Origin of the sequence: Pseudomonas sp. efr-133-TYG-23, from assembly GCF_030209215.1 — a bacterium.
Classification (GTDB): domain Bacteria; phylum Pseudomonadota; class Gammaproteobacteria; order Pseudomonadales; family Pseudomonadaceae; genus Aquipseudomonas; species Aquipseudomonas rhodesiae.
This window is the reverse complement of sequence record NZ_JARVSL010000012.1, coordinates 69,718-84,046: the sequence shown is the minus strand read 5'-3', so window position 1 is coordinate 84,046 and position 14,329 is coordinate 69,718. Positions and strand designations below refer to the sequence as shown.

The following is a 14,329-nucleotide window of genomic DNA, read 5'->3' as shown; positions in this document are numbered from 1 at the left end:
ATGCTGCAAGACAGGCACACCGCCCTCTTGCAACTTGAAGCTCGCAACTTGCAGCTGGAGACCCCCTCCATGTCCCAAGACCGTCGCTACAGCTTCGAGTTCTTCCCGACCAAGACCGATGCTGGGCATGAAAAACTGATGGCCACTGCCGCGCAATTGGCCAGCTACCAACCCGACTTTTTCTCCTGCACCTACGGTGCCGGCGGCTCGACCCGCGACCGCACGATCAACACCGTGTTGCAGCTGGAAAGCCAGGTCAATATTCCCGCCGCACCGCACTTGTCGTGTGTGGGCGACAGCAAGGCCGACCTGCGCGGCCTGCTGACCCAGTACAAAGACGCCGGGATCAAGCGCATCGTCGCCCTGCGTGGCGATTTGCCGTCCGGTATGGGTATGGCCAGCGGTGAGCTGCGCCACGCCAATGACTTGGTGAGTTTCATCCGTGAAGAAAGCGGTGATCACTTCCATATCGAAGTAGCTGCTTACCCGGAGATGCATCCACAAGCACGTAATTTCGAAGACGATTTGCAGAATTTCGTGCGTAAGGCTAACTCCGGCGCCAACAGCGCGATCACCCAGTACTTCTTCAACGCTGACAGCTACTTCTACTTTGTCGAGCGTGTACGGGCTCTGGGTGTAGATATCCCAATCGTGCCGGGCATCATGCCGATCACTAACTACAGCAAATTGGCGCGTTTCTCCGACGCTTGCGGCGCAGAGATCCCACGCTGGGTTCGCAAGCAACTGGAAGCCTATGGCGACGACGTCAAGAGCATCCAGGCGTTCGGTGAGCACGTTATTACCGAAATGTGCGAACGCTTGTTACAAGGCGGCGCACCAGGGTTGCACTTCTATACCCTTAACCAGGCTGAACCCAGCCTCGCCATCTGGAATAACCTGAAGCTGCCACGCTGAAGTCATTCCAAGCAGCAAATAGGCCTCCGTACTACGGGGGCCTTTTTTTGAAGGGTGTGTGCTCCTACTCGATCCACCCGTTGTAAACCCAACCCCCATGCCAGAGCTTCTCTTTAACGCGATGGCGTCGTAACCTCAGGGCATGCACGCCCTTCTCAAGTTGTTGACCGCTGCGCTTTTCACTTGCCTGAGCCTGGCCGCTTATGGCGAGAAGCTGCGCATTGTCACCGAGCCGTGGGCGCCTTATGTGTATGAAGACCAGGGCGCCATGTACGGGCTGGACTATGAAACCACCGTTATCGTGTTCCAGCGCCTGGGGATTGAGGTGCAGTGGCAATTTCTGCCTTGGAAACGCTGCCTGGTCATGCTCGATCAAGGCAGCGCCGACGGCGCGTTGGATATTTTCCACAGCCAGGAGCGCGACGCCCAGTTGCTGTACCCCAGCGAACCGCTGTCGGACGTGGACTTCGTGCTGTTCTATGCCAACGAGCGCCCCCACCCGGCGCAGCATCTAGGTGACCTGCGCGGGCTGACAGTGGGCACCTCGCCGGGCTATCTGTACGGCGCTGAATTCAGCGATTCGGCGCTGTTCAACCGCGAACCCGCGCCCAGTCACGAGGCGAACTTCGGCAAATTGCTGCTGGGGCGTATCGATCTACTGATCACTGATCGCCGGGTCGGCCAGCATCTGATCAAGACATTGGGCCTGGAGGGCAAGGTCAGCCAGGCGCCGCTGGTGGTCAGCCGCCAACCGCAGTTTCTGGCCGTACGCCGTGGCGCGGGCATGGACCTGCTGGTGCAGCGTTTTGCCGCCGAATTAAAGCGCTTCAAACAAGAGCCAGGCTACGCCGCCTTGAGCGCACGTTACGGCGGAATTCCAAGTATTGCAGCTGCAGAACGCACCGTTGAGCAGCAGGAAAGCGGCGCGCCGTGATTGCTCTGTTATACTCCGGCCTTTCCGCCAGGCTTACGCCCGGCCGCTGAGGTCTTGAAAAAGGCACCCAACCCCGCTACAGCGCAGCTTTGCAGCCCGCGCGAGCCGGTGGAGTGCTCGCCAGACGCAGCAGGACCGGACGGGATTTCGCTCCCCTAAGCGCCATTCACGCCCGGCAAGATTATCCCTTTGGGCCAAGCCCTAACTAAAACAGGATTACTCATGTCCTTTGCTTCCCTCGGTCTCTCCGAGGCTTTAGTCCGCGCCATCGAGGCAGCGGGCTATACCGAGCCTACTCCCGTGCAACAGCGGGCCATTCCCGCCGTGTTGCAAGGTCGCGACCTGATGGTCGCAGCCCAGACAGGTACTGGTAAAACCGGCGGTTTCGCCCTCCCTATCCTGGAGCGGTTGTTCCCCAACGGTCACCCGGACAAATCCCAGCGTCACGGCCCGCGCCAACCGCGCGTACTGGTCCTGACCCCTACCCGCGAACTCGCCGCCCAGGTCCATGACAGCTTCAAGCTGTATGCCCGCGACCTCAAGTTCGTCAGCGCCTGCATCTTCGGCGGCGTCGGCATGAACCCTCAGGTTCAGGCCATGTCCCGTGGTGTCGACGTGCTGGTGGCGTGCCCCGGTCGTTTGCTCGACTTGTGCGGCCAGGGCAGCGTCGATTTGTCCCACGTAGAAATCCTCGTGCTGGACGAAGCCGACCGTATGCTCGACATGGGCTTCGTCCATGACGTGAAGAAAGTCCTCGCCCGCCTGCCGGCCAAACGTCAGAACCTGCTGTTCTCGGCAACGTTCTCCCAGGACATCACCGCCCTGGCCGGCAAGCTGCTGCACAACCCGGAGCGCATCGAAGTCACGCCGCCGAACACCACGGTCGAGCGTATCGAGCAACGCGTGTTCCGCCTGCCCGCCAGCCACAAACGTGCGCTGCTGGCCCACCTGATCACCGCTGGCGCCTGGGAACAGGTCCTGGTGTTCACCCGCACCAAGCATGGCGCCAACCGCCTGGCCGAGTACTTGGACAAGCACGGCCTGACCGCCGTCGCCATCCACGGCAACAAGAGCCAGAACGCGCGCACCAAAGCCCTGGCCGACTTCAAGGCCGGCACCGTGCGCATCCTGGTGGCCACCGATATCGCCGCCCGCGGCCTGGATATCGACCAATTGCCACACGTGGTCAACTTCGAGCTGCCGAACGTCGATGAAGACTACGTGCACCGTATCGGCCGTACCGGCCGTGCCGGTCGTTCGGGCGAAGCCATCTCCCTGGTGGCGCCGGACGAAGAAAAACTGCTGAAAAGCATCGAGCGCATGACCAAGCAGAAAATCGCCGACGGCGACCTGATGGGCTTCGATGCCAGCACCGTAGAAGCCGAGAAGCCTGAGGCGCGCGAGCGTCCCGATGTGCGTAACCCACGCAACCCGCGCGGTCCGAAGGGCGATGGCCCGAACGGCGGTGGCGGTGGCGGCGGTCGTCGCGACAAGGGCAAGGACAAGGGCAAGGAAAAATCCGCCAGCAACGGACGTGGCGAACGCCCGGCCCGTGAGCAGAAGCCCCGCGAAGGCACCCCGGCCCGCGAACAGCGCCAGCCGACCCAACCGCCACGCGCCGCCGCTGACCGCGCTCCGGACGAGTTCCTCGACGACGATGTGGATAACTTCGGTAACCGCGTTGACTACGTCCCTCAGGCCAAGCCGGCCCAGGGCCGTGGCCGTCGCCCAGGTGCTCCGGCACAGGGCGCGGGCGCTCCCCGCGGCGGTCAGCCACAGGGCGGCCGTCAGAATGGTCCGCGTAACAGCAGCGGCGGCACCACCGGCACCCCGCCAGCCAAGCGCAATGGCCCACGCAACGGTGCACCGCGTGATGGCCAGGCCCGTCGCGAAGACTCGCGTAATCGCCGCCCGGCCCGTGACGACCAATCACGTTCGTCCGAGCCAGCCGTGCAAAACCCGCGTGGCGGCCCCGCTCCGAAGATTATCCACAAGGAGTCGAAGGTCGATCGTTTCCCGACTCCAGAGCAATTGGATCAATTGCCCGGCCGTCCTCGTGGCGAGAAACCAGCGTTGCTGACCCGCAACCGCTGAGTTTCTACACAGTATAAAAAATGCCCCGCTCTTTCGAGACGGGGCATTTTTTTGGGCTCAACAAAACAAATATGGGAGGAGGCTTACCCGATAGCTGTGTATCAGTATCAGCCGGCAGACCGAGCCAATGACATCGGGAGCAAGCTCCCTCCCACACTGAGCGCATTCCAGACACAAAAAACCGGATCCTGAGATCCGGTTTTTTTAACTGCGCAGAATTACTTCTGCTTCACGCCTTCCAGCGAGATATCCAGGTCCAGGGTCTGGGAGGACGGGCCTGGGCCTTTGATGCCGAAGTCGTTCAGGTTCAGCGTGGTCTTGGCGTTGAAGCCGGCACGCTCGCCGCCCCATGGGTCTTTGCCTTCACCGTTGAACGTGGCCTTGAAAGTAACAGGCTTGGTCACGCCGTGCAGGGTCAGGTCGCCGGTCACGTCAGCAGTTTTGTCGCCGGTGGATTTAACGGCGGTGGACACGAACTTGGCGTCAGCGAACTTGGAGACGTCGAGGAAGTCTTTGCTGGCGATGTGCTTGTCACGCTCAGCGTGGTTGGACCACAGGCTGGCGGTTTTCACGTCGACTGCAATTTTGCTGGCTTCTGGCTTGGCCGAATCCCAGCTGAACGTGCCGTCCCAGTCCTTGAAGGTACCGTGGATGAAGCTGTAGCCCAGGTGGCTGATTTTCCAGTCGATGAAGGCGTGCTGGCCTTCTTTGTCGATCTTGTAGTCAGCCGCCATGACCTGGCCTGCGGACAGCAAAGCAGTACCGATTGCCAGTGCAGCGAGTGTCTTTTTCAACATGCTTTCTATTCCTTGTGAGTCGAGGTTGAACATCAGGCTTTGCGCCCCAGCATTCGCGTCAGGGTCGCATCACGATCGATAAAGTGGTGTTTCAACGCAGCCACGCCGTGCAAACCGGCGAAGACCACCAATACCCAGGCCAGGTACAAGTGCACCAGACCCGCGTTGTCTGCCTGGTCCGGTAGACCGGAAACCAAGGCAGGAATTTCAAACAGGCCAAACACCGGAATACCGACACCGTCTGCGGTGGAAATCAGGTAACCGGCGATCATTACCGCAAACAGGCCGACGTACAGGAACATGTGGCCAAACGCCGCGCCGATACGGGTCAGGCGGCTGTAACTGGCCAGCGGCGGTGGCGGCGGGCTGATCAAGCGCCAGACGATCCGCACCAGCATCACGGCAAACAGCGTGATACCAATGCTCTTGTGCAGGTCCGGCGCCTCTTTGCGCCAGGCACTGTAGTAATCGAGTCCGACCATCCACAGGCCCAGGGCGAACAAACCAAACACCACCAGGGCTACGCCCCAATGCAAAACCATGCTGACCCAGCCATACCGGGCCGGTGAGTTACGTAGCTGCATGTACTTAATCCCGTAAGAGCTGCGCCCAAGACTAGCGTGTTAACTATCGAATTAAAGCGGAAAATTTCGCTTTGAAATATCGAGAAATGCGATCTAGAGCCTAGGCACGATAAGTTAACCAAGGATTAAGGACTATTCCTGAGAAACGTGACAGTCCGTCCTGTGTTTACTGCCAATTCACACGCCATGGGTTGTGACACCGCCCTGCTTTGCATAGGCTTGCGCGATTGTTTCACCTGCGCCGGTCGCAGGACCGCTTCGAGGAGAGACACGATGGGCCTGAACAACCAGTGGATGCAACGCGACCTGGCGGTGCTGTGGCATCCCTGCACCCAGATGAAAGACCACCAGCAATTGCCGCTGATCCCCATCAAGCGTGGCGAGGGCGTGTGGCTGGAAGACTTCGAAGGCAAGCGCTACCTCGACGCCGTCAGCTCCTGGTGGGTCAACGTGTTCGGGCATGCCAACCCGCGCATCAACCAGCGCATCAAGGACCAGGTCGATCAACTGGAACATGTGATCCTCGCCGGTTTCAGCCACCAGCCGGTGATCGAGCTGTCCGAGCGCCTGGTGGCGATGACGCCCGAGGGCCTGACCCGTTGCTTCTACGCCGATAACGGTTCGTCGTGCATCGAAGTCGCGCTGAAAATGAGCTTCCACTATTGGCTCAACCGCGGCCTGCCGAACAAAAAGCGCTTTGTGACCCTCACCAACAGCTACCACGGCGAAACCATCGCCGCGATGTCGGTGGGCGATGTGCCACTGTTCACCGAAACCTACAAGGCGCTGCTGCTCGACACGATCAAAGTACCCAGCCCAGATTGCTACCTGCGCCCCGAGGGTATGAGCTGGGAAGAACACTCACGCACGATGTTCCTGGCCATGGAACAGACCCTGGCCGAGCACCATGCCACGATCGCTGCGGTGATCGTCGAGCCGCTGATCCAGGGCGCCGGCGGCATGCGCATGTATCACCCGGTGTACCTCAAGCTGCTGCGCGAAGCCTGCGACCGCTACGGCGTGCACCTGATCCATGACGAAATCGCCGTAGGCTTCGGCCGCACCGGCAGCATGTTCGCCTGCGAACAGGCCGGCATCCGTCCGGACTTCCTGTGCCTGTCCAAGGCCCTTACCGGCGGCTATCTGCCCTTGGCCGCCGTGGTGACCACCGAGGACGTGTACAGCGCGTTCTACGACGACTACCCGACCCTGCGCGCCTTCCTGCATTCCCACAGCTACACAGGCAACCCGCTGGCGTGCGCGGCGGCGTTGGCGACCCTGGATATTTTCGAAGAAGACAACGTCATCGAGAACAACAAGGCCCTGGCCCAGCGCATGGCCACCGCCACCGCGCACCTGGTGGACCACCCCCATGTGTCAGAAGTGCGCCAGACCGGCATGGTGCTGGCCATCGAGATGGTCCAGGACAAAGCCACCAAGACCGCCTACCCATGGCAGGAACGCCGTGGCCTGAAGGTATTCGAACACGCCCTGGAGCGCGGCGCGTTGCTGCGGCCGTTGGGCAGCGTGGTGTATTTCCTGCCGCCCTATGTGATCACGCCGGAGCAAATTGACTTCCTGGCCGAAGTGGCCAGTGAAGGCATAGACATCGCCACCAACAGCAGCGTCAGCGTCGCAGTGCCACAGGACTTCCACCCAGGCTTTCGCGATCCGGGTTGATTCCCCACCTTTTTAGGCACCCTCGCCACCGTTATCTTGCTCCTGCACAGAATTTTCCAGAGAACAGAAATGAGATTGTCCCGCTTTTTCACCGACACCCCGCTGAGCCTCGGCGACGTAGAACTGCCCGAGGCCCAGGCGCATTACATCAGCCGCGTGTTGCGCATGGTCGAAGGCGACGCCGTGCAATTGTTCGACGGCTCGGGCCAGGAATTCCTCGGCAGCTTGCTGGAAGTCGGCAAGAAGCGCGTCACCGTGCAACTGAGCGAAAGCTTCGCGGGCCAGGCCGAATCCCCGCTGCACATCCACCTCGGCCAGGGCCTGTCCCGGGGCGAGCGGATGGATTGGGCGATCCAGAAAGCTACCGAGCTTGGGGTCAACGCGATCACGCCGATTTTCAGCGAACGCTGCGAAGTGCGCCTCAAGGACGAACGCGCCGACAAGCGCCTGCTGCACTGGCGCCAGGTGGCGATCAGCGCGTGCGAGCAATGCGGGCGTTCGACGGTGCCGGTGATTCACCCGCCGCTGCTGCTGGCCGATTGGTTGAAGCAAACCGCGGCGGACCTGAAGCTGGTGCTGCACCCGGTGGCTGAACCGATGATCAGCCATGCCAAGCCGTCGAGCCTGGCGTTTTTGATCGGGCCAGAAGGTGGGCTGACCGACAATGAAGTCGAAACAGCCCAAGCCGCCGGCTACCACGCCGCCCGCCTTGGGCCGCGGGTGTTGCGTACCGAAACCGCTCCCGTTGTTGCATTGGCCGTGGCCCAACAACTCTGGGGCGACTTCTAACGCCCTTACTTTGCAAACCCAATCAAAACTGTGGGAGCGGGCTTGTGTGGGAGCCGGGCTTGCCCGCGATGCAGTCACCTCGGTCTTTCAGTAACACTTGAGTGATGCTATCGCAGGCAAGCCAGCTACCACAGTTAGATTGGGTTACCACATCAGCACATCACTCCAACGGGTCGCTGACCGGCTTGGCAATGATCGCCTTCAGCTCGCTGGTCATCGGGAACTCAAGGTTCAAGCCCTTGGGCGGAATCGGCTGTTCAAACCAGCGCTGGTAAATCCCGTTGATTTCCCCGCTGCGGTACAGGTCACCGAGGGTCTCGTTGACCACCGCCAGAAACTGCGGGTCATCCTTGCGCACCATGCAGCTGTAGATCTCCCGCGACTGCTCCTCGCCTACCACCACCCAGTTGTGCGGGTCTTTGGCCTTGGCGCGTTCGCCGTAGAGCAGCGCGTCGTCCATGTAGAACGCGGCCGCGCGGCCAGTCTCAAGCATCTTGAATGCCTCGCCATGGTCCTTGGCGCTGATCACAAAGATATTGGCCTTGTGCTCGGCGTTGTAGCTCTTGAGGAAGCGCTCGTTGGTGGTGCCGGCGGTGGTCACCACGTTCTTGCCCTGCAGATCGGCAAACCCCTTGATGCCGCTGTCTTTGGCAGTCAGCAACTGGCCCTTCACGTAGATAAACCCGTAGGAAAACGCCACCTGCTTCTGCCGTTCGGCGGTCACGCCGGTGGAGCCGCATTCCAGGTCGACGGTGCCGTTCTGCACCAGCGGGATACGGGTCTGGGAGGTCACCAGGTTGAATTTGACGTTGAGGTTGGGCACCCCGGTTTTCTGCTGGATGCGTTCGACGATCTTGTTCGCCAGGTCCACCGAATAGCCCATGGGTTTGCCGCTATGGTCGCCCACGTACGAAAACGGTACCGAGGCGTCGCGATAACCCAAGGTAATCGACTTGGCGTTGGCGATCTTGCTCAGCGTACCGCTCAAGGCCGCTTCGTTTGCCACGGCCTGCGCGCCCCACAACAGCCCCATCGCGCAGCCGGTCAACAGGATTTTTTTCATTGTTATGCTCCGTTGGTTTTTTTGGTTATTTACGTACAGCAATCACACTGATTTCCACCAGCACGCTCGGCCGTGCGAGCTGGGCTTGCAGGGTGGTCCGGGTGGGCGCCATCCCCGGCGTCAGCCACGCGGACCACACTTCATTCATCGGCGCAAAACCGCTGTCGATGTCCTTGAGATAGATGGTCGCATTGAGCAAGTGGTCCTTGTCGCTGCCGGCCTGGGCCAACAGCGCGTCGATCCTGGCCAAGACTTCGCGGGTCTGGGTCGCCACGTCCTGGCCGTCACCCGGCACCTGGCCCGACAGAAACACCAGCTCATTGAAAGTCACAGCGCCGCTGAGGCGTTCGTTGGTGTTGATTCGTTGGAGGGTCATGGATGCGTCCTCACGCGGCGCGGGGCGAAAGGCCCTGCATATCGATGGAAGGTTGGTGCTGGCCGATCAGTTCGGCGAGCAGTTGGCCGCTGCCGCAGGCCAGGGTAAAACCGAGGGCGCCGTGGCCCAGGTTGAGCCACAGGTTGCGGTAAACGCTCGCGCCGATCAGTGGCACACCGGTTGGCGTGGCCGGGCGCATGCCGGCCCATTCCAGCGCATGGCTATAGTCACCAGCGGTAGGAAAAGTCTCGATCGCCTGGCGTTTCATCAGCGCCAGGCGCTTAGGCTCAAGGCTGGCGTCGAAACCGACGATATCCACCATGGCCGCCACCCTCAATTGTTCGCCGATGCGTGCGTAGACGATCTTGCGATCGTAGTCGGTGATGCTCACGTTCGGAGCGCGATGCTGCTCGCCTATCGGCACGCTCAGGCTGTAGCCCTTGAGCGGATACAACGGCAGCGACACGCCAGGCAACGCCAATTCAGCGCTGCGGTGCCCGGCGGCCAGCACCAGGTGCTCCACCGGCATGACCTCCTCGCCCAGTTCCAGCGCCTGCACCGCCCCCTCGGCATGACGAATACCGGTGACCTTGCGCCCCAACATAAATGTGCAACGCCCTGATGCCTCCAGGCGCGCCGCCAGACGCTGACAGAACGCATGGCAATCGGCGACTTCCTCGTTTGGCGTGTAGATACCGCCGACAAAACCGCCCGCCGCCAGCGTCGGCTCCAGGCGTGCGCAGTCCAGGGCGGACAGCACCTGTTGTTGCAGGATGTCGGTGACCTTGCTGCGCGCATGCTCAAAGGTCGTCGCGTTGCGAAAGGCCACCAGCTTGCCATTGCGCCGCCAGTCGAAGCCGTCCAGGCGATCGTCGACGCGCCATTGCTGCAAGGTGTTTTGGCTCAGGGTCGCCAGACGCAGCAGGTGCGCGGCGTTGCGTTTATTCACCGAGCCTCGGCAGGCGCCGACAAACGCCGCCATCCAGCGCCATTGTTGGGGGTCCAGACGCGGGCGCAGTTTCAACGGCGAGTCACCGCGCAGCAGCCAGCCAATCGCTTGCAGCGGCACACCGGCATCGGCCAGCGGCGCGACGTAGCGGTAAGACAATTGCCCACCGTTGGCAAAGCTGGTTTCGCTGCCGAGGCGCTCGCGCGCGTCGATCACCGTGACCTCATGACCGGCACGCACCAGCGCGTACGCACTGGCCAAGCCGATGACCCCACCGCCGATAATGCAAACCTGCCTGGCCATGCTCGCCCCTGCCGTTGATTGAGAGGGCCCCAGCGTAGGGGCAGGTGACACGCCACCGACAATGAATAAAGATAGGTCGCCTATAAACAAAGGTTATGGACGTGCCATGCGCTTGCGTCATATCGAAATCTTCCAGGCTATCCGCCAGACCGGCTCCGTCAGTGCCGCCGCGCAGTTGCTGCATGTATCGCAGCCGGCGGTGACCAAGGTGCTGCAACATGCCGAAATGCAGCTGGGCTTTCCGCTGTTTCTGCGGGTGCGCGGTAAATTGCAGGCAACTCCGGAAGCCTTGGCGCTGGAGCGGGAAGTCGAGAAAGTCACCGAGAGCCTGCAAGGCGTGCGGCGCCTGGCCAAGAGCCTGCGCAGCGCACCGGGGCATAGCGTGCGCATTGGTGCGATTCCGGCATTGGCCCTGGCCCTGCTGCCGCCGGCGATTCTGGAATGGAAGCGCGACTACCCGGACATTGCCTGCGAACTGTCCAGCGACCATAGCCGCGAGCTGGTGCAAAAACTGTTGATGCGCGAGATCGACCTGGCGTTGACCCTCAACTTCTCCGGCCATCCGGGCTTGACCACCCAAGTGCTGGCCAACGGTGCGCTGGTGGCGCTGGCCTCCAAGGGTTATTGGCCCGAGGAGGCGCTGAGCACGCCATTGGCCCTGACGGACCTGGCCGGCGCGCCGCTGATTGGCCTGTCCAGCGCCGACCCGCTGTCGGCCAGGCTCGACAATTATCTGGAAAGCGTCACGCCACCACCGCGCGTGACCCTCTCGGTGCAGACCTACGCCCTGGCGCGGGCCATGGTCGAGTCCGGCGCCGGGCTGACGGTAATCGACCCCTTCACCGCCCTCGGCGCTTCCCCCGCCACCACCTGCATCCGCACGCTGACCCCACCGCTGCCGATCACCCTCTACGCCCTGACCCGCGCCGATGAGCCGCCACCGCACACGCTGGCCAAGCTGTTGGAGATCTTCGGCCAGCGCGCCGACGCGATGCTGCAGCGGCTATAGCACGTAGTGCATGATCGCCACGAAATGCAGCACGCTGCCGCCGATCACGAACAAATGCCAGATCCCATGGGAATGCCGCAGGCGGTGCTCCAGGGCAAAAAAGATGATGCCAACGGTGTACAGCACGCCGCCCGCTGCCAGCCAGATAAACCCCGCCGTGCCCAGCGCGGCCATCAGCGGCTTGACCGCCACCAGCACAATCCAGCCCATCACCGCATAAATGACGATGGACAAAATGCGCGCCTCGGAACGCGGTTTGATCTCCTGCAAAATGCCGATCACCGCCAGCCCCCACACAATCCCGAACAGCGTCCAGCCCCATGGCCCGCGCAGGGTCACCATGCAAAACGGCGTGTAACTGCCGGCAATCAACAGGTAGATGGAAAAGTGATCGACCTTCTGCATGATCTCTTTTCGCCGCCCCTGCACGCTGTGGTACACGGTGGACGCGCTGTACAGCACCATCAGCGTAAAACCATAGATCGCCACGCTGACGATCTTCCAGGGGCTGCCATCCAGACTGGCCACCACCAGCATCCATACGGCGCCAATACACGCCGCGACAGCACCGAGCAAATGGCTCCAGGCGTTGAATCGTTCCCCGTGGTACATGTGTCACTGACCTCCCGTAACCGTTGACGACTGGCCGCAAGCCTCCGGCCTTGGGCATCAGAGTGCAAGTGCCATGTGACGTTCCGAGGACGCCGCGCGCATTTGCGGGCACAATCGAGCCCTTGCGAACCCGAGCCACGGCCATGCTGATCGACGAAGAACTCACCCTCAAGAAACTCGAAATCTTCCTGGCGTTCATGCGCACCGGCAACCTCACCCGTGCCGCGGCCGAGCTGCAGACCAGCAACGTCAGCGTGCACCGAGCCATCCATTCCCTGGAAAACGCCCTGCGCTGCCCATTGTTCAAACACGAGGGGCGCAACCTTACGCCGCTGGAAAGCGCCTACGTATTGGAAGAACGTGCGCAGAGACTGGTAGCCGACGTGGTCGACAGCGTGCGCCTGACCCGCGAAGCCGCCGGGTTCTCTGCCGAGCGTTTCAAGTTGGGCTCGCTGTATTCGCTGACTGTCAAAACCGTGCCGCAGTTGATCATGGGCCTGAAGATTCGCCGCAGCGAACTCAATATCGACCTGATCCTCGGCTCCAATTTCGACCTGCTCTACAAGCTCAAGAACATGGAGGTGGACGCGATTCTCATCTCCCTCGACGAACACGCCAGCGACCCGGACTGCGAGCAGATCGAGCTGTTCTGCGACGATATTTTCCTCGCCACACCGGCCGACTCGCCGTTCGACCGCGAACAGCAAATCGACCTGGCGGACGTGCGCGACGCCACCTTCATCACCCTCACCCAAGGCTTCGCCACCCATCAGGATGGCAATCGGGTGTTCAAGCAGGCGGGGTTCGAGCCGAAGGTGGCGATGCAGGTCAATGACATCTTCACCTTGCTGAGCATGGTCAGTTCAGGCGTGGGCTATGCACTGTTGCCGGGGCGGATTGCGGCGGTCTATGAGAACCGCGTGAAGCTCATACCACTGCAACCGCGCTATCGGTTGCAGCAGCATATCGGCGTAGTGTTTTTGAAGGCCAAGGAGCGCGACCCGAACTTGCTGGCGTTGCTCGCGGAGTGTCGGATGTATGCCAATCGCGGTAGTTAACCGGCAAGCCCACGCACAATCAGAAACAACAGCGACGGGCCCAGCAAGCACCCCAGCGCGGTGTAAAACGCCGCAGTCAGGCAGCCATAGGGCACCAGTTTCGGATCGGTCGCCGCTAACCCGCCGGCCACACCGCTGGAGGTGCCCATCAAGCCTCCGAAAATCACTGCGCTGCGCGGGTTATTAAGGCCGATGAACGGCGCCACGAACGGCGTCAACACCATCACCAGGATCGCCTTGATCAACCCGGCGGCGATGGACAGCGCCATGACTTCGGAGCTGGCACCGATCGCCGCCCCCGTCACAGGGCCGACGATGTAGGTGACCGCGCCGGCACCGATGGTGGTCAGGCTGACCGCGTCGGTGTAGCCAAACCCGATGGCCACCGCCACGCCAGCGACAAACGAGGAGCCCACCCCGAAAAACAGCGCAAGCACGCCCACGAACCCTGCGCGCTTGAGCTCATCGACGCTCACGCCGAAAGCCGTAGCGACAATGGCGAAGTCGCGCAGCATCGCCCCACCCAGCAGGCCGATGCCCGACAACAGCGGGATGTCCACGACCCCCTTGGAGCCCCCGGTAAATGCTCCGCCCACGTACGACAGCACCAACCCCAGCAGAATAGCGATGGCCGAACCGTGCAAACGCCCTTTGGTAAAGGTATCGGAAAGCCAGTACGAGACCCACATGGTCAGGCCAATCACGGCGAAACCGCTGATCAGGCCGTAGCCAGTAATCACTTTCATCATGGATTCATACATGGCAATCACCCGGCTTCTTTAGTGTGAACGGTCGCGCTCGGCTCGCGATTGCCGATACGCACCAGCACGGGTACCAGGGCAAAGCCCAGTACCACGGCCAACGTTCCAGCCAGTATCGCCATGGGGCCGCCGCTGATGGCGCCATAAACGTTCTGCTGGGCGGCCATGGCCACCACAATCGGAATGTAGATTGCGGCCCAAAAGCTCACACCTTGCTCGGATTTGCCGGTAAACAACCCGCGGTTACCCAGATAACTGCCCAGGCCGATCAACAGCAGCATGGCAATCCCAACCCCGCCGACGTTGGCCGGAATGCCCATCCACTTGCCCAGCAGTTCACCGATAAACAAGCCGGTCAACGTACACAGCGCCAAAAACGCCACACCGTAAATAATCATTGTTGTT

Annotated in this window: 15 protein-coding genes; 7 read left to right on the top strand and 8 right to left on the bottom strand. The window is 61.4% G+C overall.

What is annotated here, in order from left to right; all coding sequences use genetic code 11:
- Nucleotides 1–69 precede the first annotated feature (69 nt).
- The 3 genes from metF to rhlE2 all read left to right on the top strand — a co-directional run bounded on the left by metF (nucleotide 70) and on the right by rhlE2 (nucleotide 3,943).
- Nucleotides 70–915, top strand: a complete 846-nt coding sequence (gene metF / locus QRN41_RS07450; protein WP_034139906.1) for a methylenetetrahydrofolate reductase [NAD(P)H] — start codon at nucleotides 70–72, stop codon at nucleotides 913–915.
- Between the two features lie 142 nt (nucleotides 916–1,057).
- On the top strand, nucleotides 1,058–1,849 hold the full coding sequence (locus QRN41_RS07445; RefSeq protein WP_167417825.1) for a substrate-binding periplasmic protein: 792 nt from the start codon (nucleotides 1,058–1,060) through the stop codon (nucleotides 1,847–1,849).
- Between the two features lie 222 nt (nucleotides 1,850–2,071).
- Nucleotides 2,072–3,943: an RNA helicase RhlE2 gene (gene rhlE2 / locus QRN41_RS07440; RefSeq protein ID WP_167417826.1), complete on the top strand. Its 1,872-nt coding sequence runs from the start codon at nucleotides 2,072–2,074 to the stop codon at nucleotides 3,941–3,943.
- Nucleotides 3,944–4,161: 218 nt separating this feature from the next.
- Here the strand turns inward: rhlE2 and QRN41_RS07435 are convergent, their stop codons facing one another.
- Nucleotides 4,162–4,740 carry a YceI family protein gene (locus tag QRN41_RS07435; protein ID WP_034139649.1) on the bottom strand — a complete coding sequence of 193 codons (579 nt, stop codon included), beginning with the start codon at nucleotides 4,738–4,740 and terminating at the stop codon, nucleotides 4,162–4,164.
- A 32-nt stretch (nucleotides 4,741–4,772) separates the two neighbouring features.
- On the bottom strand, nucleotides 4,773–5,324 hold the full coding sequence (locus QRN41_RS07430; RefSeq protein ID WP_167417827.1) for a cytochrome b: 552 nt from the start codon (nucleotides 5,322–5,324) through the stop codon (nucleotides 4,773–4,775).
- Nucleotides 5,325–5,597: 273 nt separating this feature from the next.
- On the opposite strand from QRN41_RS07430, the gene QRN41_RS07425 reads away from it, so the two are divergent.
- Both QRN41_RS07425 and QRN41_RS07420 read left to right on the top strand, forming a co-directional pair.
- Nucleotides 5,598–7,004 carry an adenosylmethionine--8-amino-7-oxononanoate transaminase gene (locus QRN41_RS07425; RefSeq protein ID WP_034101240.1) on the top strand — a complete coding sequence of 469 codons (1,407 nt, stop codon included), beginning with the start codon at nucleotides 5,598–5,600 and terminating at the stop codon, nucleotides 7,002–7,004.
- Between the two features lie 69 nt (nucleotides 7,005–7,073).
- Entirely contained in the window at nucleotides 7,074–7,793 is a 720-nt protein-coding gene (locus tag QRN41_RS07420; protein WP_034101241.1) for a 16S rRNA (uracil(1498)-N(3))-methyltransferase, read from the top strand.
- A 160-nt stretch (nucleotides 7,794–7,953) separates the two neighbouring features.
- On the opposite strand, the gene QRN41_RS07415 is transcribed toward QRN41_RS07420, so the two are convergent.
- The 3 genes from QRN41_RS07415 to QRN41_RS07405 are packed head-to-tail and all read right to left on the bottom strand — an operon-like array spanning nucleotide 7,954 to nucleotide 10,484.
- On the bottom strand, nucleotides 7,954–8,826 hold the full coding sequence (locus QRN41_RS07415; RefSeq protein ID WP_425326829.1) for a transporter substrate-binding domain-containing protein: 873 nt from the start codon (nucleotides 8,824–8,826) through the stop codon (nucleotides 7,954–7,956).
- A 55-nt stretch (nucleotides 8,827–8,881) separates the two neighbouring features.
- Nucleotides 8,882–9,232, bottom strand: a complete 351-nt coding sequence (locus QRN41_RS07410; protein WP_034101243.1) for a RidA family protein — start codon at nucleotides 9,230–9,232, stop codon at nucleotides 8,882–8,884.
- A gap of 10 nt (nucleotides 9,233–9,242) precedes the next feature.
- Nucleotides 9,243–10,484 carry a D-amino acid dehydrogenase gene (locus tag QRN41_RS07405; RefSeq protein ID WP_034101244.1) on the bottom strand — a complete coding sequence of 414 codons (1,242 nt, stop codon included), beginning with the start codon at nucleotides 10,482–10,484 and terminating at the stop codon, nucleotides 9,243–9,245.
- Between the two features lie 106 nt (nucleotides 10,485–10,590).
- Between QRN41_RS07405 and QRN41_RS07400 the strand changes: the two genes are divergently transcribed.
- Complete coding sequence (locus QRN41_RS07400) at nucleotides 10,591–11,493, top strand: LysR family transcriptional regulator (RefSeq protein ID WP_034101245.1); 903 nt, start codon at nucleotides 10,591–10,593, stop codon at nucleotides 11,491–11,493.
- Here QRN41_RS07400 and trhA read toward each other — a convergent pair.
- Complete coding sequence (gene trhA / locus QRN41_RS07395) at nucleotides 11,488–12,105, bottom strand: PAQR family membrane homeostasis protein TrhA (protein WP_167417829.1); 618 nt, start codon at nucleotides 12,103–12,105, stop codon at nucleotides 11,488–11,490. The two genes, QRN41_RS07400 and trhA, sit on opposite strands and share 6 nt — an antisense overlap.
- A 143-nt stretch (nucleotides 12,106–12,248) precedes the next feature.
- Here trhA and QRN41_RS07390 point away from each other — a divergent pair, with 143 nt between their 5' ends.
- Nucleotides 12,249–13,163, top strand: a complete 915-nt coding sequence (locus tag QRN41_RS07390) for a LysR family transcriptional regulator (RefSeq protein WP_040267021.1) — start codon at nucleotides 12,249–12,251, stop codon at nucleotides 13,161–13,163.
- Here QRN41_RS07390 and madM read toward each other — a convergent pair.
- Together madM and madL are read right to left on the bottom strand one after the other, a co-directional pair.
- Nucleotides 13,160–13,924 (bottom strand): malonate transporter subunit MadM, encoded by a 765-nt coding sequence (madM, locus tag QRN41_RS07385; RefSeq protein ID WP_034139907.1) that lies wholly within the window; start codon nucleotides 13,922–13,924, stop codon nucleotides 13,160–13,162. The genes QRN41_RS07390 and madM overlap by 4 nt on opposite strands.
- Before the next feature lie 5 nt (nucleotides 13,925–13,929).
- Nucleotides 13,930–14,322: a malonate transporter subunit MadL gene (gene madL / locus QRN41_RS07380; RefSeq protein WP_167417830.1), complete on the bottom strand. Its 393-nt coding sequence runs from the start codon at nucleotides 14,320–14,322 to the stop codon at nucleotides 13,930–13,932.
- Nucleotides 14,323–14,329 lie beyond the last annotated feature (7 nt).

Bases quoted from the DNA above. Each gene is read 5' to 3' on its own strand.
- QRN41_RS07415 (WP_425326829.1), bottom strand. From the start codon at position 8,826: ATGGGGCTGTTGTGGGGCGCGCAGGCCGTGGCAAACGAAGCGGCCTTG.
- metF (WP_034139906.1), top strand. From the start codon at position 70: ATGTCCCAAGACCGTCGCTACAGCTTCGAGTTCTTCCCGACCAAGACC.
- trhA (WP_167417829.1), bottom strand. From the start codon at position 12,105: ATGTACCACGGGGAACGATTCAACGCCTGGAGCCATTTGCTCGGTGCT.
- madM (WP_034139907.1), bottom strand. From the start codon at position 13,924: ATGTATGAATCCATGATGAAAGTGATTACTGGCTACGGCCTGATCAGC.
- QRN41_RS07400 (WP_034101245.1), top strand. From the start codon at position 10,591: ATGCGCTTGCGTCATATCGAAATCTTCCAGGCTATCCGCCAGACCGGC.
- madL (WP_167417830.1), bottom strand. From the start codon at position 14,322: ATGATTATTTACGGTGTGGCGTTTTTGGCGCTGTGTACGTTGACCGGC.
- QRN41_RS07410 (WP_034101243.1), bottom strand. From the start codon at position 9,232: ATGACCCTCCAACGAATCAACACCAACGAACGCCTCAGCGGCGCTGTG.
- QRN41_RS07390 (WP_040267021.1), top strand. From the start codon at position 12,249: ATGCTGATCGACGAAGAACTCACCCTCAAGAAACTCGAAATCTTCCTG.
- QRN41_RS07435 (WP_034139649.1), bottom strand. From the start codon at position 4,740: ATGTTGAAAAAGACACTCGCTGCACTGGCAATCGGTACTGCTTTGCTG.
- QRN41_RS07445 (WP_167417825.1), top strand. From the start codon at position 1,058: ATGCACGCCCTTCTCAAGTTGTTGACCGCTGCGCTTTTCACTTGCCTG.
- QRN41_RS07420 (WP_034101241.1), top strand. From the start codon at position 7,074: ATGAGATTGTCCCGCTTTTTCACCGACACCCCGCTGAGCCTCGGCGAC.
- QRN41_RS07430 (WP_167417827.1), bottom strand. From the start codon at position 5,324: ATGCAGCTACGTAACTCACCGGCCCGGTATGGCTGGGTCAGCATGGTT.
- rhlE2 (WP_167417826.1), top strand. From the start codon at position 2,072: ATGTCCTTTGCTTCCCTCGGTCTCTCCGAGGCTTTAGTCCGCGCCATC.
- QRN41_RS07405 (WP_034101244.1), bottom strand. From the start codon at position 10,484: ATGGCCAGGCAGGTTTGCATTATCGGCGGTGGGGTCATCGGCTTGGCC.
- QRN41_RS07425 (WP_034101240.1), top strand. From the start codon at position 5,598: ATGGGCCTGAACAACCAGTGGATGCAACGCGACCTGGCGGTGCTGTGG.